The organism is Ornithobacterium rhinotracheale DSM 15997 (genome assembly GCF_000265465.1).
Taxonomy (GTDB): domain Bacteria; phylum Bacteroidota; class Bacteroidia; order Flavobacteriales; family Weeksellaceae; genus Ornithobacterium; species Ornithobacterium rhinotracheale.
Genome location: NC_018016.1, coordinates 394300 through 417076 on the forward strand (window position 1 = coordinate 394300; position 22777 = coordinate 417076).

Below are 22777 nucleotides of genomic sequence, written 5' to 3' on the forward strand. Positions count from 1 at the left end.
AAAAAATAAGCAAAGCATCGCCCCTAAAAAAACACGCGTGTTTTTTGCAAAAATGTAGTGTGTTTTTTAAAAAAAGACACGTGTTTTTAGAATAGAAGTAGTGAGTGATTTAAAATAAAATTTATAAATTGCAAAACATATTATTTAAAGAAAAGAATATGAAAATATATTTTGACAATGCAGCAACTACGCAGCTACGAGACGAAGTGATTGATTACATGGCGTCTCATATGCGTACACATTTTGGCAACCCTTCTTCTACCCATTTTTATGGCAGAGACGCCAAGGCCTTGATAGAAAGCACCCGAAAAAGCATTGCAAAATATACCAACACCACGGGGGCAGAAATTATTTTCACCTCATGTGGCACCGAGGCCAATAATTTAATCATTCGTTCGTGTGTAGATTATCTCGGCGTGGAGCGCATCATCACTTCCCCACTCGAGCACAAATGCGTGGCAGAAACAATAAAAACCGTAGAACAAAACAAGAAGGCTGAGATTCAGAAATTGCGTGTTTTGCCCAATGGAGATTTAGACCTAGAGCAACTTGAAGAATTGCTGAAAGACGAAAGCAAAAAAACACTCGTGAGCTTGATGCACGCCAACAACGAAATCGGAAATATCTATGATATAGAAAAAATCGGCAACTTGGCACATCAATACAACGCACTATTCCATACCGACATGGTGCAAACTTTGGGACACTACCCTATTTCCTTGAGCGATCTGCCCGTAGACTTTGCCAGCAGTAGCGCACACAAATACCACGGTCCCAAAGGCGTGGGCTTTGCTTTCATACGAAAAGGAACAGGGCTGAAGGCTCAAATCACAGGGGGCGGACAAGAGCGAAACATGCGCTCGGGCACCGAAAACCTCATCGGCATCATGGGCATGGGCAAGGCTTTTGAAATAGCCAACGAGGAGTTTGAAAAAGACCAAAAGTATATTTTAGAACTTAAAGAATATATGATTGCTCAACTGAAAGAAGCTTTCCCCGATATTGTTTTTAACGGAAGAAGCGAAGATTCTGCCAAAAGCCTTTACGCCATTTTGAGCGTCCTTTTGCCTTTTAAAGATAGCCTCATTGGCTTTGAACTGGATTTAAAGGGAATTGCCGTTTCGCAAGGAAGTGCTTGTAGCTCAGGTGCAGCCAAAGTGTCTGATGTGATTGATAGCATTGTGCCTGCCGAAGTGATTGAAAAAACCACCCCTTTGCGCATTTCGTTTAGCCACTTCAACACCAAAGAAGAAATAGACTATTTTGTAGAAGTATTGAAGGAAATTGGTGAGAAATTTTAATCTTTTCTCACCAATTTAACCATATAAAACCCATCAAAGCCGGATTGGCTTGGCAAGATTTTCTTTTCTTCAATTAATTCAAAATTAGGATTTTCAGCTAAAAATTGCTGAATTTGTTTTTCGTTTTCGGCAGGAAAGATAGAGCAAGTTGCGTACACCATCAAACCGCCTTTTTTAAGCATTTTTGGGTACGAAGCCAAAATTTTCGTTTGTTCGCTCGTTACGCGTTGCAAAAAATCTTGATTAATTTTCCATTTAGCATCGGGATTTCTTTTCAGAACGCCCACGCCCGTACATGGCGCATCAATCAACACGCGGTCAAACGAATTGTGCAATCTTTTAATCGTTTTAGAAGATTCAATTACTTTGGTCTGAATATTAAAGGCACCATTCCTTTTAGCTCTTTTCTTTACTTCTTTCAATTTCCACGGCACGATATCCATTGCCAAAACGCTACCTTTGTTTTGCAATAAAGACGCCATGTGCAGTGATTTTCCGCCACCGCCAGCACAGGCATCTACCACACGCATTCCAGGCTCAAGCTCCAAGAACGGAGCCACCAATTGTGATGACGCATCTTGCATCTCAAACCAACCATTTTTAAAGGCTTCTGTCTGGAACAGATTTTTCTGATTCACCAATAAATATGCGTCTGGATAATCAGGAATTGCCTCAATTTCCACGTCCTCCTCTGCCAAAGATTTTCTCAGCATTTTTTCATTAGCCTTTAAAGTATTTAGCCTTAAAATCGGGGGCGCAGGCTGGTTCATCGCCTCGAGCTCTTGGTTCCAAGATTCCTCGCCCAATTGCTCCACACCCAACTCGTATAAATTCGGAGAAACAGAATACCAAACATTCGGTATTTTTTTAGCTTTGAGATAATTAGATTTAATTTTATCGATATTATACCTTCCAAATTCCTCCAATTGCGGAATTTCTACATTATTTATAATAAAGTAAGTCGCGATTAAAGACCAATAATCTTTTCTCTTCAACGCCCCGTTTGATGCATAGTCTATGAGCGATTTCCATCGCACAATGTCGTACACGGTTTCGGCAACAAAGGCACGATCGCGGCTGCCCCATTGTTTGTTTTGTTTAAAAGTGCGTTCAATTTCCTTGTCGGTATAGCGATTTTGCACAAAAACGGATTGAAGAATTTGTGTAATCCCGATGTATAAATTTCTAAAAGGCAATGCTTGTTTCATATAAATAATGCTGAATGAACGGCAAAGTTAGTCATAAAATCTTAGTTTAAGCTTGATTTGTTATGCTTTTAATCAAAAAAGATATTTTGGCTAAATTATGAGATTTGACATAAAATCACTTTTAATCTTCGTTTATAAATCGTATTTTTGGAGAAATTCAATCATTAAAAAATACTTTAAAATTATGCCAAAAGGAAATTTTTATGTACCAGAAGCCTATAACGAGCCCGTAAAATCTTACGCTCCAGGCTCTCCTGAACGCGAATCTCTTCAAAAAAAATATGACGAATTATGGAACACCGTAACACCTGTGCATCAAGTGATTGCAGGCGAGCGTGTAGAAGGGACTAAAAAAGAACTTTTCTCTCCGCACGATCATCAGCACTGTATTGCACATTACTACGAGGGCACGGGAGATGATGTAAAAAAAGCCATCGATAGTGCACTCGCGGCAAAAGCTAAATGGGCAGCATTGCCATGGGAAGAGCGTGCAGCTATTTTCTTAAAAGCGGCTGAGTTAGTAGCAACCAAATACCGCGACACGCTGAATGCGGCAACCATGATTGGACAAAGTAAAACGGCTTTTCAAGCAGAGATTGATTCAGCTTGTGAATTGACCGACTTTTTAAGATTCAATGTTCAATACATGACAGATATTTATGCTGAACAACCTAGCTCTTCTGAGGGAATCTGGAACCGAGTAGAATACCGCCCTGTGGAGGGATTTTTATATGCAGTAACTCCGTTTAATTTTACAGCCATTGCGGGAAACTTACCTTCTTGCATGGCATTGATGGGAAATGTAGTGGTTTGGAAACCTGCTCATACGCAATTGCTTGCAGCTAAATTCTTGATGGATGTATTTGAAGAAGCTGGCTTGCCAAAAGGCGTTATCAATTTAGTAATTACAGACGCCAAAGAAACTACCAAAATCTGTTTTGAACATCCAGATTTTGCAGGCGTTCACTTTACAGGTTCTACGGCAGTATTCCAAAGTTTCTGGACAGCCATTGGAAACAATATTCAGAAATATAAAACTTATCCAAGAATTGTAGGAGAAACTGGTGGAAAAGATTTTGTCCTTGCTCACCCTTCAGCAGATAAAAAGGCTTTAATCACAGCCTTGAGCCGTGGTGCTTTTGAATTCCAAGGGCAAAAATGTTCGGCAGCTTCTCGTGCTTATATACCGGCTAGCATTTACGAAGAAGTAATCGACGGCGTAAAAGCAGACTTGGCAAGTTTCAAAATGGGAACACCGAGAGATTTCTCAAACTTTATCACCGCAGTGATTGACAGAAAAGCTTTTGATAGAATTACTAAATATATTGAACAAGCTAAATCTGATGCCGATGCAGAAATCGTGGCAGGAGGAAACTACGACGACAGCAAAGGTTATTTCATTGAGCCAACCATCATCAAAACCACCAATCCACATTATGTGAGCATGGAAGAAGAAATCTTCGGACCAGTGCTTACTATCTATGTGTACGAGGATAAAGATTGGGCAGAAACTTTGAAATTGGTAGACGGCACTTCGGGCTATGCACTCACGGGGGCAATTTTTGCCCAAGACCGATACGCTATCACAGAAGCGACCAAAGCTCTAGAAAATGCGGCAGGAAACTTCTATGTAAACGACAAACCAACGGGAGCCGTAGTGGGACAACAGCCATTTGGTGGCGCAAGACTTTCTGGAACCAATGACAAAGCAGGTTCTGCTCAGAACTTGTTGCGTTGGGTTTCTCCAAGATTGATTAAAGAAACCTTTGTTCCGCCTACAGATTATAGATACCCATTCTTGGCAGAAGATTAAAAAATCAAATTTCAATTATTTTTTAATAAATGAAAAGGCACTCAGAGTTGAGTGCCTTTTATAGTTTAAATAAATTCGCTCAGCTCTAGCCAGCGCATTTCTTTTTCTTCAAGCTCATCGGTAATTTTTTGCAATGCCTCGCCTATTTCCTTGATTTTCTCATAATCGGTTTCGCCTAAAAGCTGATTGCTAAGCTCCTCCTTTTTAGTTTCTAATGCAGGCAAGTCTTTTTCTAATTGCTCAAATTCTCTTTTTTCTTTAAAACTTAATTTCTTTTTGGGAGTTTCTGTTTTTGGCACAACAGGTTCTGGCTTTTTCTGCTTTTCCTGCTCGCGTTGTTGCTGTTCTTGTTCCTTGGCAAATTCTCGGTATTCGGTAAAGTTCCCAACGAAATCCGATACCACACCATCTCCCTCAAACACCAAAGTATGATCGATGATGCGATCCATAAAATAACGATCGTGCGAAACGATGATTAAACACCCTTGAAATTGTTGCAAAAAATTCTCTAACACCGTGAGTGTCTGCAAATCCAAATCATTGGTAGGCTCATCAAAAATTAAAAAATTCGGATTTTGATACAGCACATACATCAAATGCAACCTTCTTTTTTCTCCACCAGAAAGTTTTGAAATTGGGGAATATTGCGTTTGGTCATCAAACAAAAACAAACGCAAAAACTGAGATGCCGAAAGACTTCGCCCATTGGCTAAAGGATAATTTTCTGCAATTTCTTTAATGAAATCAATTACACGCTCATCTTCTTTAAAGGCTAAACCTTTTTGCGAAAAATATCCGATTTTAATGGTTTCTCCCGTTTCTATTTCGCCAGAATCGTAGGGCTCCAATCCTTGAATAATGTTTAAAAATGTGGATTTCCCCACACCATTGCCCCCAATGATTCCCACCTTTTCGCCACGCTGAAAGTTGTACGAAAAATCCTTTAAAATCACTTTTTTGCCAAAGGATTTATTCAAATTTTTAAAACTCAAAATCTTTTTGCCCAAGCGTTTCATCTCAAAATCAAGAGATAAATTATCTTTTTTCACATTTTGCTTGGCTACTTTTTCAGTTTCATAGAAAGCTTCAATTCTGCTTTTAGATTTTCCTGTTCGTGCTTTGGGCTGGCGGCGCATCCATTCTAATTCCTTACGATACAAATTATTAGCTTTATCTATATTAGCCAATAAATTTTCCTCTCGCAAGGCTTTATTTTCTAAATATTTGGCATATGAACCTTGATGAAAATACAATTTCTGGTCTTCTAATTCCCAAATGATGTCGCAAATATTATCTAAAAAATAGCGATCGTGTGTTACTAAAAGCAGCGTGATTTTCGCCATCGAAAGGTACTGTTCCAGCCACTCCACCATGTCTACATCTAGGTGGTTGGTCGGCTCGTCCATGATGAGCAAAGTATGCTTGTGCTCGGCTCGGATTTCAAGTAAAAGTTTAGCCAACGCCACACGCTTCACTTCTCCTCCCGAGAGCTTTCCCATTTTTTTCTCAAGGTCGGTAATCTTTAATTGTCCCAAAATTTGCTGCATTTCGGTTTCGAGCTCCCAAGCTTTGTGATGTTCCATTTCAGCAATGGCTTGGCTTAGCTTCTCGGTATCGCCAGAATGCATGATTTTTTGGTAATTCTTTAACGCGATAATGGGCGGAATTTCCAGCTGCATCATAAAATCTTCTATCGAAAGCTCGGGATTGAATTTAATTTCTTGATCAAAAAACACAGTCTGAATATCTTTATTTATAGAAATCGTCCCTTCATCGCAAGGCTCGATGCCCATGATGATTTTTAATAATGTGGATTTTCCCGAACCATTTTTGGCTACCAAGGCAATTTTATCGCCCTCGTTGATGTAAAACGAAATGTCTTGAAATAAGATTTTTAATCCGTAAGATTTAGTAAGATTTTCAGCAGTGATGTAATTCATATTGTTTTTGAATCGATAGTTTACAAAGATATAAAATTGTTGTGGCTAAATTTTAATCTTAAATAAAAAAGCAAAGCGATTACCTCACTTTGCTTTTCATAAAAATGCTATTTTTAGATGATTTTTAAAACCAAAAAATGCTTAAAAATCGATTTTTTAGAAATTCATAAGAACGCTACCCCAAGTGAATCCACTTCCAAACGCCGTCATACACACTAAATCCCCTGGCTTGATGCGACCTTGTTCTTTGGCTTCCGAAAGTGCAATTGGAATAGATGCCGCTGTGGTGTTTCCGTATTTTTGAATATTATTAAATACCTTTTCACTTGGTAAGCCCATTTGTTTTTGCAGGAATTGGCTAATTCTCAAATTTGCTTGGTGCGGAATAAATAAATCTAGCTTTTCCAACGGAATTTGCGCTTCGGCAAACGCCTCTTTAATGGATTCTCCAAAGCGAGTAATTGCATGCTTGAACACAAAGTTTCCGTTCATGTATGGATACAAAATGTGCGCATCGACATTATGGTCTTCTTCGAGCAATAAATCTGCCCAGCCAAACTTAGTTCCAGGGAAGCCCATCATTAATTCCTCGGCGTGCTTGCCTTCAGAGTGTAAATTGGTAGAAAGGATTCCACGATTTTCGTCTTCGCTTGGGCTCACAACTACGGCTCCTGCACCATCTCCGAAGATTACAGATACATTTCTACCGCGTGTAGTCATGTCTAAACCAAATGATTGCACCTCTGCTCCTACGACCAAAATGTTTTTATATTTTCCTGCTTTGATGAATGCCTCTGCAGTAGAAAGTGCATAAACAAAGCCAGAACATTGATTTCTCACATCAAGTGCTCCTACATTTCCTATACCTAATTTATCTTGCAAAATCACACCACATCCAGGGAAATAATAGTCAGGACTTAAAGTTGCAAATATGATAAAATCGATATCTTCTTTTTGGATTTTGGCATCTTCAATCGCTCTAATCGCGGCTTCGTAGCCTAAATCTGCCGTGGTTTGTTTTCCTTCTTTTCCTACATGGTGGCGCTGCTCAATGCCAGTACGCTCAACGATCCACTCGTTGCTGGTATCCATCAATTTTTCTAAATCTGAGTTGGTAACTACTCGTTCGGGAACATAGTGCCCCACTCCTTTTATAAATGCTTTCATCGTTGTACTTAAAGAAAAAATTTAATTTTTAAATGTTTTTTCTGATTTTCAACCCTTGGACTGAAAATATTTAGTTGAGCAAAAATATAAAAAAACTTTGTAAACTGCATAACCGATTATCCCTCCAAAGAAAGCTCCTACCAAAATATCTAATGGATAATGTACTCCTATATAAATTCGGCTATAAGAAACAAATACTGCCCAAATGATTAAAAATATGCTAAGTGCTCTGAATTTCTTTTTAAATAATAGTCAATATCTGCTAACCATCTTAAAGTTAATTGCCGATTCTCACCACAGGCACAAATCTATCTTACTCATAAACAGCGGAAAAGGTAAAACCACCCTTGATTTCTTGTATTTACCTATTACCATCTCATAGTATCAGCTACGACTTTGTAATTATCTAACTTTAGTTTTTTAAAATTCACATTGAATTAACTCTACTGCTTATATATCTGAAATTTTCCATTATTTTAATAGCATCGTTGCTTTTCTTTAAATCCAAGATGTTTATATGTCTCAATAGTATATTCATATTTCTTTTCATTTCTGAATAAAAGGTAGATTTATTTAATACAAAAGATTGTAGTTCTAAATTATTATGGTAGAAATTAATTGTAAATAATCTTTCATTAAACACATTTATCTTGAAGTGAAAATTACCATCCATAAAACAAAAATCTTCATGAGTTGAACCGTTTAAAAGATTGATAATACTATCACTCCACCAAGCAAAAATAATCAACACAAAATCATCCCAATTTTTTTCTGGAAAATAAATACCGTTATCCAAATATATATACACAAGCAAATATATGTTTAGAATAAGTCCCTTCACTCACTCTAATGCTATCTTTGTCTAGAATTAGTTTAAACATTTAAAAATATCCTTTAGGTATATAGTTTTAATTATAGTTAAATTTGAACCAGCCTCTCTTTAATAGCTTTTTTCATTTATTTTTCTGACCAATTTTTAGGAAATAAGAGCAGACCGATAGGCTCACGGCTAATAAACATCCCAACATCACTATCATAATACCTAAACCTATTATAATGCAGTCCAGTTTCTTGATCTATATATTGACCTTGAAACCTAATCGGTTGCAACTCATCTCTAGCAACAGCATAACTACCAAGTTTTATCTCATTCCAAACTACTTTAGCCGTATTACCCCACACCTCATAATCGGCAAGCCATACCACTTCCCCTTTTTCATCGGTTAACTCATTCGGCGTACCCAAATGATCATTATGATAATTTTAGGCATTAAAAAAGCTATGCAAAATTCCCAAACTATAGTTACTTGGTAATATTTAGGTTATATCTCCAACATGGTTTCTGAAATATTATTTCCAAATAAAATTTTTCTTAATAGTTCTTGACCTTTACCATATTTATTCCCATCAAGTGAGCTACATAATAAATTAAAAATATTGATATTTTCTTCGAAATTTTTGGTAAAAATTGTGAAAGGATACAGCTTGAAAATAGGTATACTAATCATATCAATATAGTAATAATATACTGATTCGGGTGTATCCCCCATAATTTTTGCTATGTATATATCTGAATTGACGTCACTATTTAACCAATAATCCTCTGAAACATCTGTATATTTTTTGGAAATTATTTGTTCTATACTATCTATATCAAATATCTCATTTTTTACATCCACTTCAATTGACAAGTAAAGATATAGCTCTTCAATTAATAATTCTATAAGTTCACAAATATTAATTATTTCCATTTTACTCAATACATACTCATGTTTTAATCTTAAAGATTTGAGGCACAAGTCAAAAATAGCCCTTTCTTTTATTTGAAAACTACTCTCAATTTTTAAAAAGAATTCAGTTTCAGTATTTAAAACTCTCTCTTTAGAAAAATCAGCATATAAGTAATAATCATCTTTACCATTAACAATTGACTTACTAAATTCTAGACATATTTTTATTATGGAATCTCTTTTATATAAAGGAATATCTACTAGCTTACTGGTAAAGTAGGTTGTACTAAACACAAAAATGAGTTTATCAATCGAAAAATCAACCATAACTATTTCTCAGGTTTTGTAGGTATATTTAAGTTAGAAGCATTTTTAAATGAAATTGGTAGTTTTTATAGGTAGTATTGTAACCACTAATCTCGTAATCAATGATATTAGCTTTCAATCCTCTTTTTAGTTCTTCAGCTTGCTGAACATGACCCACCCATGCCCCCTTCCCAGCTAACAAACCATATTTATGTGGATTAACAAATCTTGCTCTATTATATAAATCAAACCTATCTTCTTTCATTTCTTCAACACGTTCTTTCAATCCTCTCTATTTAATCAACATTAAATAATTTAAATAAATTTATAGTTCAAGTTTTTTAATTAATATAACAATATTTCGAAAGTATTAGTATTTATAATTTAATGGGTAGTTTTCACTAAATACTTCCAAACGCACTAACCCAAAAAGCCTATTTTTAGAAAGAAAAGAACAAAGTATTTCTTCATTTGGAATCTCAGGAATAACCATATTTACCTGTGAAACACTATTTTTACTTTGTTTATTTACAAATACCCCCCATTCAGGTCCATAACCAATTAAATCAAATAAGAATACTTTGATAAGGTTAGCCGAATGTTTTTCATCATGGATAAAAGAATCTTCAAAGTTAGCATATAATATGTCAAAAATTTCCTCAACATTGTATTTTGTTATACGCGACCTCATAAAACTAGGGTATATATAAGAAACATAGCTACAATATAGATTTTTTATCAACCATATACCATATTTTAAAAGCAAATAAATATTTGGATCTCTAGAGTCACATTCTAAATAATAATCAGCTATTATTTTATCAGCCTCTATAAGGTTGTTTTTATCTTCATCCTTCTCAAAAAAAGAATAAATATTAAAATTTCTAACCTGCTCTATTTTATAACCTCGAATTAAATTAGGTTCAATCCATTCAAATGGTTCTATTTCAAATTCAACTTTTTTTTTGACATATTTAATATCGATCATATTGATTTACCGTTTAAAGCTACTTTTTGTGGCATGCTTGCTTAAAGCAACATCAAGTTTTTTAATGTATGGATCTGCAAGCAAATGTAATTTTTTCTTATGATTGTCACACATGGAATATGAATTATCTACTTGTTTCATTAGCTTTTTCAATTTGTCTCTAATATCCTTTCCCTTGATAATATGATATGATCTGATCCGCCTACTAATATTCCAGTAGATTTGGTATACCCAATTGCACCACTAACCCCACCTGAAATTTTATTTCTATGATTACGTTTTGTGTAATTGTGTTCTTTTATCAAATTGTGTACGTCGTCAAACTAAAGTTTACTGAGGCTAATATAGTAAACAATTAAATAAGTCCAAAACAATAATTTAATTTTCGTTGATTTAAAGTATTTATTTTCACTTGTTTTCTTAGTTTTAAGATTTGGTCTTGTCTACCTAGGTATACATCTTCAGGGGTTAAATTATTTAAAGCTTCGTGATATCTTTGCGAGTTGTAATATTGCACAAATTTATCAATAGCCCTTTCGAGTTGCTCTGGAGCATAATAATGGTGTAATTTGACTACATTTTTCATGGAACGATGATACCGCTCGATTTTCCCTTGTGTTTGCGGATGCAATGGTTTTCCATGTATGTGTCTGATCCCATAAGTGTCCATTAAGTAATCTTTGAGTTCCTTAGCAATATAACAAGGTCCATTGTCGGAGAGCAACACTGGCGGTTGCTTTCTATTTTTTATTTTAGCTTTACTGATGGCGTTATCGATGGTTCTTTTGACGTTTTGTGCAGTCATACTAGGACAGAGTTCCCAATGAACGATATATCGGCTGTAGTCATCAATGACGGTGGATAAATAATACCATCCCCAACCGATAATTTTGAAATAAGTAAAATCCGTTTGCCACATTTGATGCACGAAATTGGTTTTGGAATGAAACTGATCTGCTGCTGCCAAGAACCTATGCGGTGTGTCGGCCAATAATCCCTGTTTTTTCAAAATGCGATAAACGGATGATTCAGATATGAAAACGCCTTGTTCATCGATGAACCTTGTGGCAATGAGCCTTGGTGTTTCCTGGGGATATTGCAAGGCAATCTCAACGACCATTTGTTTGATTCTATCGGGAATGCTATTCCATTGTTGCTTTTGATTACGTTTCGCTTTAAGGCCATCAATACCATTTTGGCTGTAGGCGTGATACCAATTATAAAAGGTTCTTTTGTGAATGCCTAATTGCTTTAAAGTCCTATTAACGCCTAATTCAGAGTTTTTTACCACCTCTATAATCTCTGCTTTTTCTTCTGCCGTTAGTCTCATATATTTTTTAAATTGAGGGGTTAATCCAACAGATTTAAGCTTTTTTTTACAATGTCATAACGAATAACCAAATCGGCCAAAGACTCCTTCAATACGGTATTTTCTCTGCGTAAATCTTTGACCTCCTCACTGGTAGCTTCTCTTGTTTCGTTACCCGAAAGACGTTTCTTTCCTGCTTCAATGAACTCTTTGCTCCATTTGTAATAAGTGGCTTCGCTGATGCCATATTTTCTGCACAGCTCTGCTACACTGAGCTCTGCACGTAAGCCTTCCATGACGATTAAAATCTTTTGTTCTGCATTGTACACTTGTCGTGTATTACGGCGAACTTCCTTAATAAGCTTTTCGCTTTTTGTTTGTTTTTTTACCATGTTCTAAGTGGTTTTTGTAAAGTTAGTTTTTTCTTTTTTTAACTATACTATTTTTAACCTAAACTGGTAAACTTTTTGCTGACGATTTACAACATTTTTATAATTAATTTTATTCATAATTAATAACCTCTAAGTATATTTTCCCATTGTGCAGGAGTTGAACCTTCACTATTCATAATAGGTTGACCGTTGTTGAGCATTCGTCTCAATGTTCTTTGAAGTAACATAAGCCTAGTTTTTTGTTGCGCACAACTACCTTTTGATCCTAGCTAGATTCTAGCACTGAATGCAACTGACTCCACGAATGTACAAAAACTTCCTTAGGCTTACAAAAATTTAACACTTGAAAGGGGCTGTCGTTTATCTCTTTTTGTACCGCTTTCAGCTTGTTAGCGGTACTTTTTGTTATGGTTGAACCTTTTTTATTAATTTATTGATTTTAGTCTAGATACTTTCACTTTATTGGAAAAAGCACTGTAATCAAACCTAATACTTCCTGTGAGTATCCAAGAAAATGCCAGCTTTTGAGATAAAGTAATTAATTCAAAAATTATTTTTTCCCATTAAAAATTATATTTAAATAGTAATATAAACAGTAACTTCTATCATTTATGAGTAATTATTTTACCTAAGAAAACTTTACATGAGAATCATCTCTAGTACGCCAACAAAATGCTATTTTCAACCCTTGGACTGAAAATATTTAGTTGAGCAAAAATATAAAAAAACTTTGTAAACTGCATAACCGATTATCCCTCCAAAGAAGGCTCCTACCAAAATATCTAATGGATAATGTACTCCTATATAAATTCGGCTATAAGAAACAAATACTGCCCAAATGATTAAAAATATGCTAAGTGCTCTGAATTTCTTTTTAAATATGGCTCCTAAATAAGTGGCTATAACAAATGTATTGGCTGCGTGTGCCGAGAAAAAACCATAATTCCCTCCGCACGATGGCTTGACATGGCGAATGTAGGGCGAAACCAATGGCTCATGACACGGACGAAAACGCATAAAAATCACATTTTTAAACAAATTAGATAATTGATCTGCCATGGTGATGCCTAGTGCAATCATAACTAAAGCTAAAATTAGCTTTCTGGTGTCGAACATTTTATATAAAATGCCAATCAAGATTATATATAAAGGTATCCAGCTGTATTTGCTAGTGATGAACATCCACAGCCCGTCCCAAGTGGGGCTACCTAAATTATTAAGATAAATTAAAAGTTGCTGATCCTGTGTTACAATCTCGTGTATAATTTCCTGCATCTATCCTTCTCTTTTCACTGGCCCTACGGCATCGTCTATCTCTTTTTTTGCTTCATCGATTTCGTGCTGAATTTCCTTGACAGAATCTTTTATTTCACCAGAAGGATCCATTTTTTCTGCCGATGACATCACCTCTCGTTTAATCTCGTCGGTAGCCTCGCGCATCGCTCGCACGCCTTCGCCAAGCCCTCGCGCAATCTCAGGGATTTTGCTCGGCCCAAAGATTAAAACCGCTACGAAGATGATAAATACAATCTCCTGAAACCCAATAAAAGCAATAATGATTGAAAACATAATCGCAAATTTAAAACTATTTCTATGGATTACACAAAAAAAGCCACTCTATCTTGAGCGGCTTTTCCATTTTTTTGAGTAAAGTTTCTAATTTAAATTAAACCTTTTACTACTTCTATCATCTTTTGCGCCAATTGGTCGGCTTTTTCTTGCGTAGTACTCTCGGTATAGATTCTGATGATTGGCTCTGTGTTTGATTTTCTTAAATGCACCCACTCATCTGCAAAATCGATTTTCACACCATCGATGGTGTTTACCTCTTCGTTTTCGTAGTGTTTTTCTACTTTTTTAAGTAAATCATCTACATTGATTTCTGGCGTAAGCTGAATTTTATTTTTACTCATAAAGTAAGCAGGGTATTCTGCACGCAATTCGCTCACCGTTTTTCCTTTTTTAGCCAAATGAGTTAAGAACAAGGCAACGCCCACCAAGGCATCTCTACCATAGTGCAAATCTGGGAAAATCACGCCACCGTTTCCTTCACCACCAATTTTTGCACCTTTTTCTTTCATTAATTCTACTACATTCACCTCTCCTACAGCCGAAGGGAAATATTCTTGACCACGTTTTTTAGCCACATCTCTCAACGCTCTTGAAGATGAAAGGTTTGAAACCGCTACAGATTTTTCGTTTTCCAAAACATAATCTGCTACCGAAACCAAAGTATATTCTTCCCCGAACATTTCACCTTTTTCAGTAATTAATGCTAAACGGTCTACATCTGGATCTACAACGATTCCTAGATCTGCATTTTTCTCTTTCACAAGTGCCATAACATCTGTCAAATGTTCTTTTAACGGCTCTGGATTGTGTGGGAAGTGCCCGTTTGGCTCACAATATAATTTAGTGTATTGCACTCCAAGAGCATCTAGCAATTGCGGAATTGCCAAACCTCCAGTTGAGTTCACGGCATCGATCACCACATTGAAGTCTGCATTTTTGATGGCATCTACATCTACTAATTTATGTTTTAAAATCTTATCTATATGGATTTTAATCGCATCTTCGTTTACAGAGTATTGCCCAAGCTCATCTACCTCAACATAATCAAATTTTTCTTCCTCAGCGATTTGCAAAATTTGTTCTCCATCTTTTCCTGAAACAAATTCACCTTTTTCATTTAAAAGTTTAAGTGCGTTCCATTGTTTTGGATTGTGGCTTGCAGTAAGGATGATTCCACCATCAGCTTTAAGCTCTGGCACCATAATTTCGATGGTAGGCGTAGTACTAAGCCCGCAATCGATGACATCGATTCCCACGCCTTGCAAACTCGCAGTAACTAATTTATTGACCATTTCGCCAGAAATTCTAGCATCACGACCTATGACTACTGTAGTTTTTGCATTTCCTTTTTTGTTTTTGAGCCAAGTACCGTATGCTGAAGCGAATTTCACTGCATCTAGTGGTGTAAGGTTCTCACCTACAGCTCCCCCGATGGTACCTCTGATTCCTGAAATAGATTTAATTAAAGCCATTTTACTTATTGTTTATTATACATTTTGAGGGATAAAGTTAATCATTATTTAGCAAACTTATCTCGAATTTCGCTTTTTTTTTATTTTTTGGCACCTTCCTTGCAATTATTAACGCGTAAACTTTTAAATTTTAAAAATTATGGGATTTATTTCATGGATTATTTTTGGATTAATCGCGGGAGCAATTGCTAAAGCTATTCACCCTGGTAAAGATCCAGGAGGATGGATTGCGACAATACTTATTGGTATCATCGGTTCATCTGTTGGGGGATGGTTAGGTAGTGTATTATTTAACATTCAAAACCCTAAGGATTTTAGCTTTCAAAGTTTTGCAATTGCAGTAGCAGGGGCATTGATCTGTTTGTTTATTTATAGAAAAATTACTTCTAAGTAATTTAGAAACTGAATATTCAATTGAAAGAGGATAGATTTTTAGCTCTATCCTCTTTTTTTATTATTTAATTCGTTAGTGATTATGTTTTATCATTATTTCTAAAGCAAAAAAGGGACTAAGTTCAAGACTTAGTCCCTTTTTTAGTCCCTCCTTATTTGGAAGTCTCTGATAATCATAAAAAATTGTGGAGTCGGCAGGAACAAAATGGCTTTATTTGCCCATTTTTTGATGAGGTCAAAAATACCGTAAAACACCCCGCTAACTTTATCAAATACAATGTTTTATAGCTATCTGAAAAGTAAAAAGAAATAAAGTAAGATTAAAGTTAATTAATGTTTTACCGTACCGCACACCGTACCAAATTAAAAATAGTTATATATTTGTATCGTTCAAAAGTTACAAGTATGCCAACCGTTAAATATTTGGTTCGTGGAAAGGCGAACCCGTCAAAAATCAATATCCGTTTTTTATCAGAGAACAATGCGGATTATAGAATAAGTACCCCGTTAGTAATTAACCCCGATTATTTCAGTAATAAAACGGGTAAGGTTAGAAAAGTAGCGCAATACGCTGAAAGGGAAACAATGCAAAGCCAATTAAACGCCCTTAGTGATTATGTTATAAAAAGATACAACCAAGATATAAAAAAGGGCTTAGTTAATGGCTCGGGGTGGTTGCGTAATGTATTAGACGAATATTTTAATACCCCCGCTAAAAATGATTTAAATTTTTTACATAATTACGCCGTGTATTATTCGGAAAAATTAAAAATAAAACGAAACGACAAAACGGGCGAAATTGGAACGGCACGGGGTACGCTATTAAAATACATAACCATAGCGAAAAAAATAAATGCGTTTGATAAATACAAGCGTAAAAAACACCTTTTAACCGATGTAAACAATAAATACCGCAACGCCTTTTTAAACTACCTTTTAGAGGTGGAAAATTTAGGGCGTAATACTGCGGGGCGATATATTAAGTTTTTAAAAACCGTTTGTTTAGACGCTCAAAAAGAGGGTTACACGGTAAGCCCCGAATTAGCCCAAATAAAAGGGTTCACGGTAAAGGTGGACAAAATATATTTATCATTTGACGAGTTGGAAAGGATAGAGCAAACGCCCGTAAAATTAAAGCACTTAGAAGACGCCAAAGATTGGTTAATTATTGGGTGCTATGTAGGGCAAAGGGTGGGCGATTTATTGAGTTTAACAGAGCAAAACATAACGAATAACGGAAACCTTGAATTTATAGAAATAACCCAACAAAAGACAAAAAAACGGGTTTCTATATTAGTCCATCCGAAAGTAAAAGAGATATTAAATAAAAGAGGGGGCAAATTTCCAAAACGCCCCGCCGTCAATTTAGAAAGTGCTAAAACCATATTTAACCGACAAATAAAAACCGTTTGCAAAATTGCGGGGCTTACCGAGAAAATAAACGGGGCAAAAGTGAACCCCGACACAAACAGAAAGGAAAACGGGATATTTGAAAAATGGGAGCTTATAACCTCGCACATTTGTAGGCGTTCGTTTGCGTCTAATTATTACGGCGAAATGCCAACGGCGTTAATTATGAACATAACGGGGCATAGTACCGAAAAAGAGTTTTTAAACTACATAGGAAAAACAAACATAGACTACGCCGAGCAAATGGCTAAATATTGGAATATGGAAAGCCAAAAACAAAATATAAAAGAGGGCAAACAAAACCCATTCCACAAAATAAGCAAAGCAATATAAACACCACGCTAAGGATTGCGAAATAATACCCTGCACCCCGTGCCAAGCGTACGGGGTTATTTATGCCTGCACCTCAACCCACGAGCGCACCAAGCCCGCCCGTGTGGCTTAAATGCGTGCCGTTTGCGAGCATAAAAATAGATAGGGGGCGTATTCTATGCGAAAAAACACGAAACCCGCTAAAACAAAGGATTTGCCCTGAAAATTAATTGCGTGTTAATTGGGGATAATTACCATTTATTACTATTTCAATACCATTTTTTTTGAGCAAAAACACCAAAATAATTGAAATAATTACTATTTTTGGACTTCCAAACTAACGAATATGAACAATAAGACAAAGATTTTGCCCGTGTGGTATGGTGTCGGTGTGCGAAAGTACCCGAAACGCTTTCGTTAGGCGTGGAACACCTAAGCCGTGCGGGTTTTTTAATATCCAAACTAACGAATATGACAAAGAAAGAAACCGCAAAAACAAAAGGTTTGCCAACCCCTAAAATTGAGTTCCAAAATTGGAATGAAGTTTTTAATTTTACTTATGATGTTTTAAGTCTTTGCGAAAGTACCGCAATACTACAAAGCGAAAACAGACAATGCAAAACAGACGATATAGAGCATTGTAAATTAATCGGTTCAAATGGTATGCAAATAAAAAATGTTATTGCATATGTAAAAGAGCTTTTACCATTATTTAGTGATGTGATAATAATAGAGAAAGCCCAAGCCACACCCACAGCAAAAACAAAGGCTTTGCCCTAGAATTAATACCATTTTTTTAAGCAAAAACGCCTAAATAATTGAAATTAATTGCTATTTTTGGACTTCCAAACTCAACAAAATGAATAAACGAAACCAAAAATTTGCCCGTGTGGTATGGTGTGGGTATGCGAAAGCACCTAAACGCTCGTTGAGGCGTGGAACACCTAAGCCGTGCGGGTTTTATATTATCCAAACTCAACAAAATGACAAAGAAAGAAACCGCAAAAACAAAAGGTTTGCCAACCCCTAAAATTGAGTTCCAAAATTGGAATGAAGTTTTTAATTTTACTTATGATGTTTTAAGTCTTTGCGAAAGTACCGCAATACTACAAAGCGAAAACAGACAATGCAAAACAGACGATATAGAGCATTGTAAATTAATCGGTTCAAATGGTATGCAAATAAAAAATGTTATTGCATATGTAAAAGAGCTTTTACCATTATTTAGTGATGTGATAATAATAGAGAAAGCCCAAGCCACACCCACAGCAAAAACAAAGGCTTTGCCCTAGAATTAATACCATTTTTTTAAGCAAAAACGCCTAAGTAATTGAAATAATTACTATTTTTGACACTCCTAAAAGTAAAACATTATGACACACAAAAAGAAATTTTACCCCCGTTGGTGCGGTAAGGCGAAAGCCCCCGAATGCTCGTTTTACAGCATAGGACACCTTACGGGGGTTTATCATTCCTAAAAAGTAAAACAAAATGACAAAGCTAAAAGAAAGTTTAACGGACGAGCAAACGGCACTAATTGAAAAGCTGACTAGAGAAATAAGCGTAAACCCAACAACCCAAAACCCCGAGTACAATATAAGAATAACGGGCGATTATATAGATAGGTTGGGGCTAGTTGCCGATATTGTAGAGGTTAGCCGTGTGGCGTTGCTAAATGACACATACGAACCCGCCCAAATTGTGCCAAGTGTAGCAAATGTTTTGCAGGTAGTAAATGAATTAATACCATACGAGGGTGCAGAGTTATTAAATAATTTAAAAGGGATTTAGCCAAATGTAACCGCTCAATAAGAGCGGTTTTTTTATGCCTGTACCTCAACCCCGAACAAAACAATAAAACCCGCACAATGGTACGGGTTTAATATGAAGAATGAAATTTAAAACAAAACCCCGCAAAGTATGGCGGGGTTTGGCTCGTGTTCAAAAGTTGTAATATGGGGTAAATAATTACGAGGGCAAAGGTAAACAAAAAAAATAAAGAAAAAAATAAAATGTTTGACTAAAATACATTAACTTTGTAGCGTTCAAATTTAATGTTATGGGAAAGCAAAGTAAAATAACGATTACACACTATTTAAATACAAATCTTAAACCCTACAAGATTAACGGAGAAGATTATTACCCTATTTATTTACAAGTAACCGCCAAGCGTAAAACCACAAAAATACGCTCATTGATGTTTGAGGAATATTATACCGAAAACGACTTTAAAGAAATATTTAGTTTTGAAGATGAAGACGACAGGGTACAAGTAGAAAACGAAATAACAATTTTTGAAAATGTAGCAAAGTTAATAATTGGCGCAATTGGGGATTTTGATACTACATTTTACGCTAAGTACATAAACTTTTCTAATAGTATAAGTATATGGAAGCCAGATACTGAATGTTTAGAATACGACGGCAAAAAGATAAGTACATTTAGTAAAAATTCAATATTCGGTTTTGCGTTAGATACATTGTATTTAGAAATGACGAACGAGGTAAAAGAAACCACGATATTTGAATTTTTTAATAAAGAAAATCAAAATAAAGCAATAGAATATATCAAAAGTAAGGGGGTGGAAAATGTAGAGGATGTACTAAATGACATTAATAATTTGATGTTTTACGCCTCACTAGATTACTTTTCATATTATTTAGAGGCAAGCCAAAAAACAAAGGATTTAAAAGAATTATACGAATTACTTTTTGAAAATTATAATAGAATAATAAGTGAAAAATTATTTAAAAAATACGGCGTTTAGGCGTTGTATTTTTTTAAGGATTAATGTTTGAGTAAAACGCTCAAACTTTTTATTTAAAAACAAATGTTTGACTAAAATAATAAAACAATAATATAAATATGACAACAACAACCATTACCCAAGTAGAGGGCGTAAAGGCGCACGAATTGGCGCAAATCATAGCCCGAGAAGTTAAAAACGCAATGGCACAACCTCAACCCGAAACAATGAACCCCGAAAGGCTTTTAACACGCAAGCAAACAGCCGAAATGCTAAGTGTTACACTCGTAACCTTAAACAATTGGAAAAAATCGGGGGTATTAGTCCCTTACCGAATAGGTAACCAAGTAAGATATAAAGAAAGCGAGGTATTAAACGCTTTGCAATCAATGAACCCCGAAACCCGCAAGCGATGAGAACCGAAATAATAAAACGATGTTTTGACGAAATGGCGGGTTTTGGTACGCTCAACGAAAGCGAGCAAATGCACACACTGCAATCGGTTGTTAATACGCTCGGAAGTTACCCGAAACCCCGCCAAAAAGGCGATGAGGTAGAACCAAGCCCCGAAGATTTAGGGGCTTTTTTAAGTGCGTCTAATGTGCGCAATGCCTGCAAGCTCGCAATGCTTAGGGTGTGGCGTACCTCAACGGCTGAAAACATTATAAACACAAATTTAGAAATAGCCCTAACGCTATTAACCGAGTAAACAAAGGCGTTTAATTGATTGACGGGGTAGATATAGAATGTACCGAAGATTTAGCCACGATTTGGGAAAGTAGCCCGTTTTTGGATTTTATAACCAAAGTAAACGAAAAGACGGGCGAAATACACCCAAAGAAAACCGCAAAATATAGGGGCTTAATCTTTGAGCTATTACAAAAAGGTAATGGCGAGGGTGTGTTTTGTTCTGTTCGGGGTAGTCTACACAAATACTACAATGAGGGTAAACACAATGCCGACGGATTTACATTTAACGCCCTGCAATCGGTTATTTTAGATTTAAATAAAAAATTCGGGATAGAACCCCAAAGTGCAATTATACGAAATATAGAATTTGGCGTTAATCTGTATGCCCCCGAACCCGTGCAAAATGTATTAAACGGGGTAATAGCATATAAGGGGCGAAGATTTGACACGCTAAACGACGGGCGCAAACGCTTAGGGGTGTGTGTGCCTTACCAACGCTACACAATTAAACTATATGATAAAGGCAAGCAATACGGCATATGTAGTAATTTAATGCGTTTAGAATTTGCCGTGCATAAAATGGCGCACTTGCAAAAGTACGGAATTAGAACCCTTGCCGATTGTATGCGATTAGAAAACCTGCACCCGCTCGGGGGTGTTTTAGCCGACTTTTGGGGCGATGTGATACATTTAGACAAGCGGGCGATAAAATGGCGGGAAATGTCAAATTTTCAGCATAAAAAGCTATTGTATTACGCAAGCCCGCAAAATTGGGAAGACTTTACCCGAGTACAGAGAACCCGAGCCAAAAAGATATATAAAACCCTCGTAGCTAAATACTGCACCTCAACAAAACCCGAATGGCTTAAAAATGAAGTTTTGCGAGTATGGGAAAACCTAACGCAAAACATAGGCGAAACAATGCCCTATGATTTACCAAAAACAAACAGCCCTAAAAAGGTAAAAAATGTATACGATTTAACCGATATAATAAACGGTTATTTCGTATACAAAAATGCCCCGCAAAAAGCTGATGTATTTTTTAAATATTTTGGTACATACGAACCCGAAGAAATAGAAACGCACGAGCAAGAAAATAATTTAAAAGAGGAAAGAGAAACAGAACCGCCGTTTTTGTCGGCTGATATTGCCAAAGGAAATAAAGAGAACCACAAAACGGGCAACAAGTGCAAAAAATGCAAATGTTGCGGTTCGGATATTAGCCACAAGCGGGCGGGTACAAAATACTGTTCCAAGAAATGCAATAATAAAATAAACGGAAAAAAGCGAATGAAAGCACAAAAACAGAAAAGACGCCAAGAAAACAAAAGCCTTGATAAAATAACCAAGCTATGGCGTGCCGATAAAATTAAATACCTAAGTATGGATATAGCGGGCGAATGCGTAACCTTAGCCCCGCAAGAAATAACAACGGATAGGGAAACAATAAACCAAGTAAAAAAAATATTCCTGCACCCAACGGACGGGCGATATAATGATTTTACCCTAACAGACGGGCGGGCAAGAAAATTACTAAGATTGATAAATAAATATAACTTAGAAAACTGCAAAAAATAAATGACTTACAACAAACGAAATTATTACAAGAAAATAATAAAAATACAAAATAGGGTTTTAGAGATACAAAGACAAAACCCCGATATATTCCTAAAAGAAATATTTTATAAATATATAGAACCCGAGTATTTAATAAGTTATAGGACATTTTGCGAATACTTAGGAATAAACGCAAAAGCCAAAATAAAAGATTTAACCAAAAAATAAAAAAACACCACATAACGATATTAAAAACATTTAAAATTAAAGTAGGGGGCATTTTTTACAAAAATGTAATATATTGAAAAACGGTATTTAGCCCTATACTTACCATAAAAGCGTTATTAATTGCGAAATAATACCCCTGCACCCCGTGCCAAGCGTACGGGTTTTTTTATGCCTGCACCTCAACCCGAAACAACAAACCCCGCCCGTGTGGCTTAAATGCGTGCCGTTTGAGAGCATAAAAAT

At 35.9% G+C, this 22777-nt stretch carries 21 protein-coding genes and 4 pseudogenes; 11 read left to right on the forward strand and 14 right to left on the reverse strand.

Translation table 11 applies throughout. The features are described 5' to 3' along the window. The first annotated feature begins 158 nt into the window (after positions 1–158). A complete protein-coding gene (locus ORNRH_RS01785) occupies positions 159–1301 on the forward strand; it encodes a cysteine desulfurase family protein (RefSeq protein WP_014790197.1) in 1143 nt (380 codons plus the stop codon). On the opposite strand, the gene ORNRH_RS01790 is transcribed toward ORNRH_RS01785, so the two are convergent. Then, positions 1298–2509: a methyltransferase domain-containing protein gene (locus ORNRH_RS01790; RefSeq protein ID WP_014790198.1), complete on the reverse strand. Its 1212-nt coding sequence runs from the start codon at positions 2507–2509 to the stop codon at positions 1298–1300. The two genes, ORNRH_RS01785 and ORNRH_RS01790, sit on opposite strands and share 4 nt — an antisense overlap. Positions 2510–2693: 184 nt before the next feature. On the opposite strand from ORNRH_RS01790, the gene pruA reads away from it, so the two are divergent. Then, entirely contained in the window at positions 2694–4322 is a 1629-nt protein-coding gene (pruA, locus tag ORNRH_RS01795; protein ID WP_036601052.1) for an L-glutamate gamma-semialdehyde dehydrogenase, read from the forward strand. Between the two features lie 65 nt (positions 4323–4387). Here the strand turns inward: pruA and ORNRH_RS01800 are convergent, their stop codons facing one another. The 13 genes and pseudogenes from ORNRH_RS01800 to glmM all read right to left on the reverse strand — a co-directional run bounded on the left by ORNRH_RS01800 (position 4388) and on the right by glmM (position 15198). Beyond that, complete coding sequence (locus ORNRH_RS01800; protein ID WP_014790200.1) at positions 4388–6262, reverse strand: ABC-F family ATP-binding cassette domain-containing protein; 1875 nt, start codon at positions 6260–6262, stop codon at positions 4388–4390. A 156-nt stretch (positions 6263–6418) separates the two neighbouring features. After that, a complete protein-coding gene (locus tag ORNRH_RS01805) occupies positions 6419–7429 on the reverse strand; it encodes a 3-oxoacyl-ACP synthase III family protein (RefSeq protein ID WP_014790201.1) in 1011 nt (336 codons plus the stop codon). 48 nt (positions 7430–7477) lie between these two features. Continuing rightward, positions 7478–7657: pseudogene (locus tag ORNRH_RS11790) on the reverse strand (phosphatase PAP2 family protein); the annotation flags it as partial. A gap of 729 nt (positions 7658–8386) precedes the next feature. Then, a pseudogene (locus ORNRH_RS01815) lies at positions 8387–8677 on the reverse strand (RHS repeat domain-containing protein); the annotation flags it as partial. A gap of 74 nt (positions 8678–8751) precedes the next feature. Next, complete coding sequence (locus ORNRH_RS01820; protein ID WP_014790202.1) at positions 8752–9486, reverse strand: hypothetical protein; 735 nt, start codon at positions 9484–9486, stop codon at positions 8752–8754. Between the two features lie 28 nt (positions 9487–9514). Then, positions 9515–9751, reverse strand: coding sequence for a hypothetical protein (locus ORNRH_RS01825; protein WP_014790203.1), 237 nt, complete (start codon positions 9749–9751; stop codon positions 9515–9517). 84 nt (positions 9752–9835) lie between these two features. After that, on the reverse strand, positions 9836–10453 hold the full coding sequence (locus ORNRH_RS01830; RefSeq protein ID WP_014790204.1) for a hypothetical protein: 618 nt from the start codon (positions 10451–10453) through the stop codon (positions 9836–9838). Between the two features lie 6 nt (positions 10454–10459). Then, positions 10460–10594: a hypothetical protein gene (locus tag ORNRH_RS12470; protein ID WP_258204942.1), complete on the reverse strand. Its 135-nt coding sequence runs from the start codon at positions 10592–10594 to the stop codon at positions 10460–10462. Positions 10595–10808: 214 nt separating this feature from the next. Continuing rightward, positions 10809–12154: pseudogene (locus ORNRH_RS01835) on the reverse strand (IS3 family transposase). Positions 12155–12423: 269 nt separating this feature from the next. After that, a pseudogene (locus ORNRH_RS12605) lies at positions 12424–12578 on the reverse strand (IS30 family transposase); the annotation flags it as partial. 257 nt (positions 12579–12835) lie between these two features. After that, complete coding sequence (locus ORNRH_RS01845) at positions 12836–13429, reverse strand: phosphatase PAP2 family protein (RefSeq protein ID WP_014790205.1); 594 nt, start codon at positions 13427–13429, stop codon at positions 12836–12838. Further along, on the reverse strand, positions 13430–13723 hold the full coding sequence (locus ORNRH_RS01850) for a Sec-independent protein translocase subunit TatA/TatB (protein WP_014790206.1): 294 nt from the start codon (positions 13721–13723) through the stop codon (positions 13430–13432). A gap of 92 nt (positions 13724–13815) precedes the next feature. Then, positions 13816–15198, reverse strand: a complete 1383-nt coding sequence (gene glmM / locus ORNRH_RS01855; RefSeq protein ID WP_014790207.1) for a phosphoglucosamine mutase — start codon at positions 15196–15198, stop codon at positions 13816–13818. 139 nt (positions 15199–15337) lie between these two features. Here glmM and ORNRH_RS01860 point away from each other — a divergent pair, with 139 nt between their 5' ends. The 9 genes from ORNRH_RS01860 (at position 15338) to ORNRH_RS11490 (ending at position 22327) form a co-directional block, all read left to right on the forward strand. Continuing rightward, entirely contained in the window at positions 15338–15592 is a 255-nt protein-coding gene (locus ORNRH_RS01860; RefSeq protein WP_014790208.1) for a GlsB/YeaQ/YmgE family stress response membrane protein, read from the forward strand. 404 nt (positions 15593–15996) lie between these two features. Beyond that, positions 15997–17334, forward strand: a complete 1338-nt coding sequence (locus ORNRH_RS01865) for a site-specific integrase (protein ID WP_036600962.1) — start codon at positions 15997–15999, stop codon at positions 17332–17334. A gap of 450 nt (positions 17335–17784) precedes the next feature. After that, complete coding sequence (locus ORNRH_RS01870; RefSeq protein WP_014790210.1) at positions 17785–18093, forward strand: hypothetical protein; 309 nt, start codon at positions 17785–17787, stop codon at positions 18091–18093. Positions 18094–18296: 203 nt separating this feature from the next. Continuing rightward, the gene (locus tag ORNRH_RS01875) at positions 18297–18605 is read left to right on the forward strand and encodes a hypothetical protein (protein ID WP_014790210.1); all 309 of its coding nucleotides are present in this window, start codon (positions 18297–18299) and stop codon (positions 18603–18605) included. A 199-nt stretch (positions 18606–18804) separates the two neighbouring features. Then, entirely contained in the window at positions 18805–19104 is a 300-nt protein-coding gene (locus ORNRH_RS01880; RefSeq protein WP_014790211.1) for a hypothetical protein, read from the forward strand. A gap of 268 nt (positions 19105–19372) precedes the next feature. Beyond that, complete coding sequence (locus ORNRH_RS01885; RefSeq protein WP_014790212.1) at positions 19373–20080, forward strand: hypothetical protein; 708 nt, start codon at positions 19373–19375, stop codon at positions 20078–20080. 98 nt (positions 20081–20178) lie between these two features. Beyond that, positions 20179–20475, forward strand: coding sequence for a helix-turn-helix domain-containing protein (locus ORNRH_RS01890; RefSeq protein WP_014790213.1), 297 nt, complete (start codon positions 20179–20181; stop codon positions 20473–20475). After that, positions 20472–20768 carry a hypothetical protein gene (locus tag ORNRH_RS01895; RefSeq protein WP_036600969.1) on the forward strand — a complete coding sequence of 99 codons (297 nt, stop codon included), beginning with the start codon at positions 20472–20474 and terminating at the stop codon, positions 20766–20768. The genes ORNRH_RS01890 and ORNRH_RS01895 overlap by 4 nt, the downstream gene beginning before the upstream one ends. Positions 20769–20782: 14 nt before the next feature. Next, entirely contained in the window at positions 20783–22327 is a 1545-nt protein-coding gene (locus ORNRH_RS11490) for a hypothetical protein (protein WP_014790215.1), read from the forward strand. Positions 22328–22777 lie beyond the last annotated feature (450 nt).

Bases quoted from the DNA above. Each gene is read 5' to 3' on its own strand.
- ORNRH_RS01785 (WP_014790197.1), top strand. From the start codon at position 159: ATGAAAATATATTTTGACAATGCAGCAACTACGCAGCTACGAGACGAA.
- ORNRH_RS01790 (WP_014790198.1), bottom strand. From the start codon at position 2,509: ATGAAACAAGCATTGCCTTTTAGAAATTTATACATCGGGATTACACAA.
- pruA (WP_036601052.1), top strand. From the start codon at position 2,694: ATGCCAAAAGGAAATTTTTATGTACCAGAAGCCTATAACGAGCCCGTA.
- ORNRH_RS01800 (WP_014790200.1), bottom strand. From the start codon at position 6,262: ATGAATTACATCACTGCTGAAAATCTTACTAAATCTTACGGATTAAAA.
- ORNRH_RS01805 (WP_014790201.1), bottom strand. From the start codon at position 7,429: ATGAAAGCATTTATAAAAGGAGTGGGGCACTATGTTCCCGAACGAGTA.
- ORNRH_RS01820 (WP_014790202.1), bottom strand. From the start codon at position 9,486: ATGGTTGATTTTTCGATTGATAAACTCATTTTTGTGTTTAGTACAACC.
- ORNRH_RS01830 (WP_014790204.1), bottom strand. From the start codon at position 10,453: ATGATCGATATTAAATATGTCAAAAAAAAAGTTGAATTTGAAATAGAA.
- ORNRH_RS12470 (WP_258204942.1), bottom strand. From the start codon at position 10,594: ATGAAACAAGTAGATAATTCATATTCCATGTGTGACAATCATAAGAAA.
- ORNRH_RS01845 (WP_014790205.1), bottom strand. From the start codon at position 13,429: ATGCAGGAAATTATACACGAGATTGTAACACAGGATCAGCAACTTTTA.
- ORNRH_RS01850 (WP_014790206.1), bottom strand. From the start codon at position 13,723: ATGTTTTCAATCATTATTGCTTTTATTGGGTTTCAGGAGATTGTATTT.
- glmM (WP_014790207.1), bottom strand. From the start codon at position 15,198: ATGGCTTTAATTAAATCTATTTCAGGAATCAGAGGTACCATCGGGGGA.
- ORNRH_RS01860 (WP_014790208.1), top strand. From the start codon at position 15,338: ATGGGATTTATTTCATGGATTATTTTTGGATTAATCGCGGGAGCAATT.
- ORNRH_RS01865 (WP_036600962.1), top strand. From the start codon at position 15,997: ATGCCAACCGTTAAATATTTGGTTCGTGGAAAGGCGAACCCGTCAAAA.
- ORNRH_RS01870 (WP_014790210.1), top strand. From the start codon at position 17,785: ATGACAAAGAAAGAAACCGCAAAAACAAAAGGTTTGCCAACCCCTAAA.
- ORNRH_RS01875 (WP_014790210.1), top strand. From the start codon at position 18,297: ATGACAAAGAAAGAAACCGCAAAAACAAAAGGTTTGCCAACCCCTAAA.
- ORNRH_RS01880 (WP_014790211.1), top strand. From the start codon at position 18,805: ATGACAAAGCTAAAAGAAAGTTTAACGGACGAGCAAACGGCACTAATT.
- ORNRH_RS01885 (WP_014790212.1), top strand. From the start codon at position 19,373: ATGGGAAAGCAAAGTAAAATAACGATTACACACTATTTAAATACAAAT.
- ORNRH_RS01890 (WP_014790213.1), top strand. From the start codon at position 20,179: ATGACAACAACAACCATTACCCAAGTAGAGGGCGTAAAGGCGCACGAA.
- ORNRH_RS01895 (WP_036600969.1), top strand. From the start codon at position 20,472: ATGAGAACCGAAATAATAAAACGATGTTTTGACGAAATGGCGGGTTTT.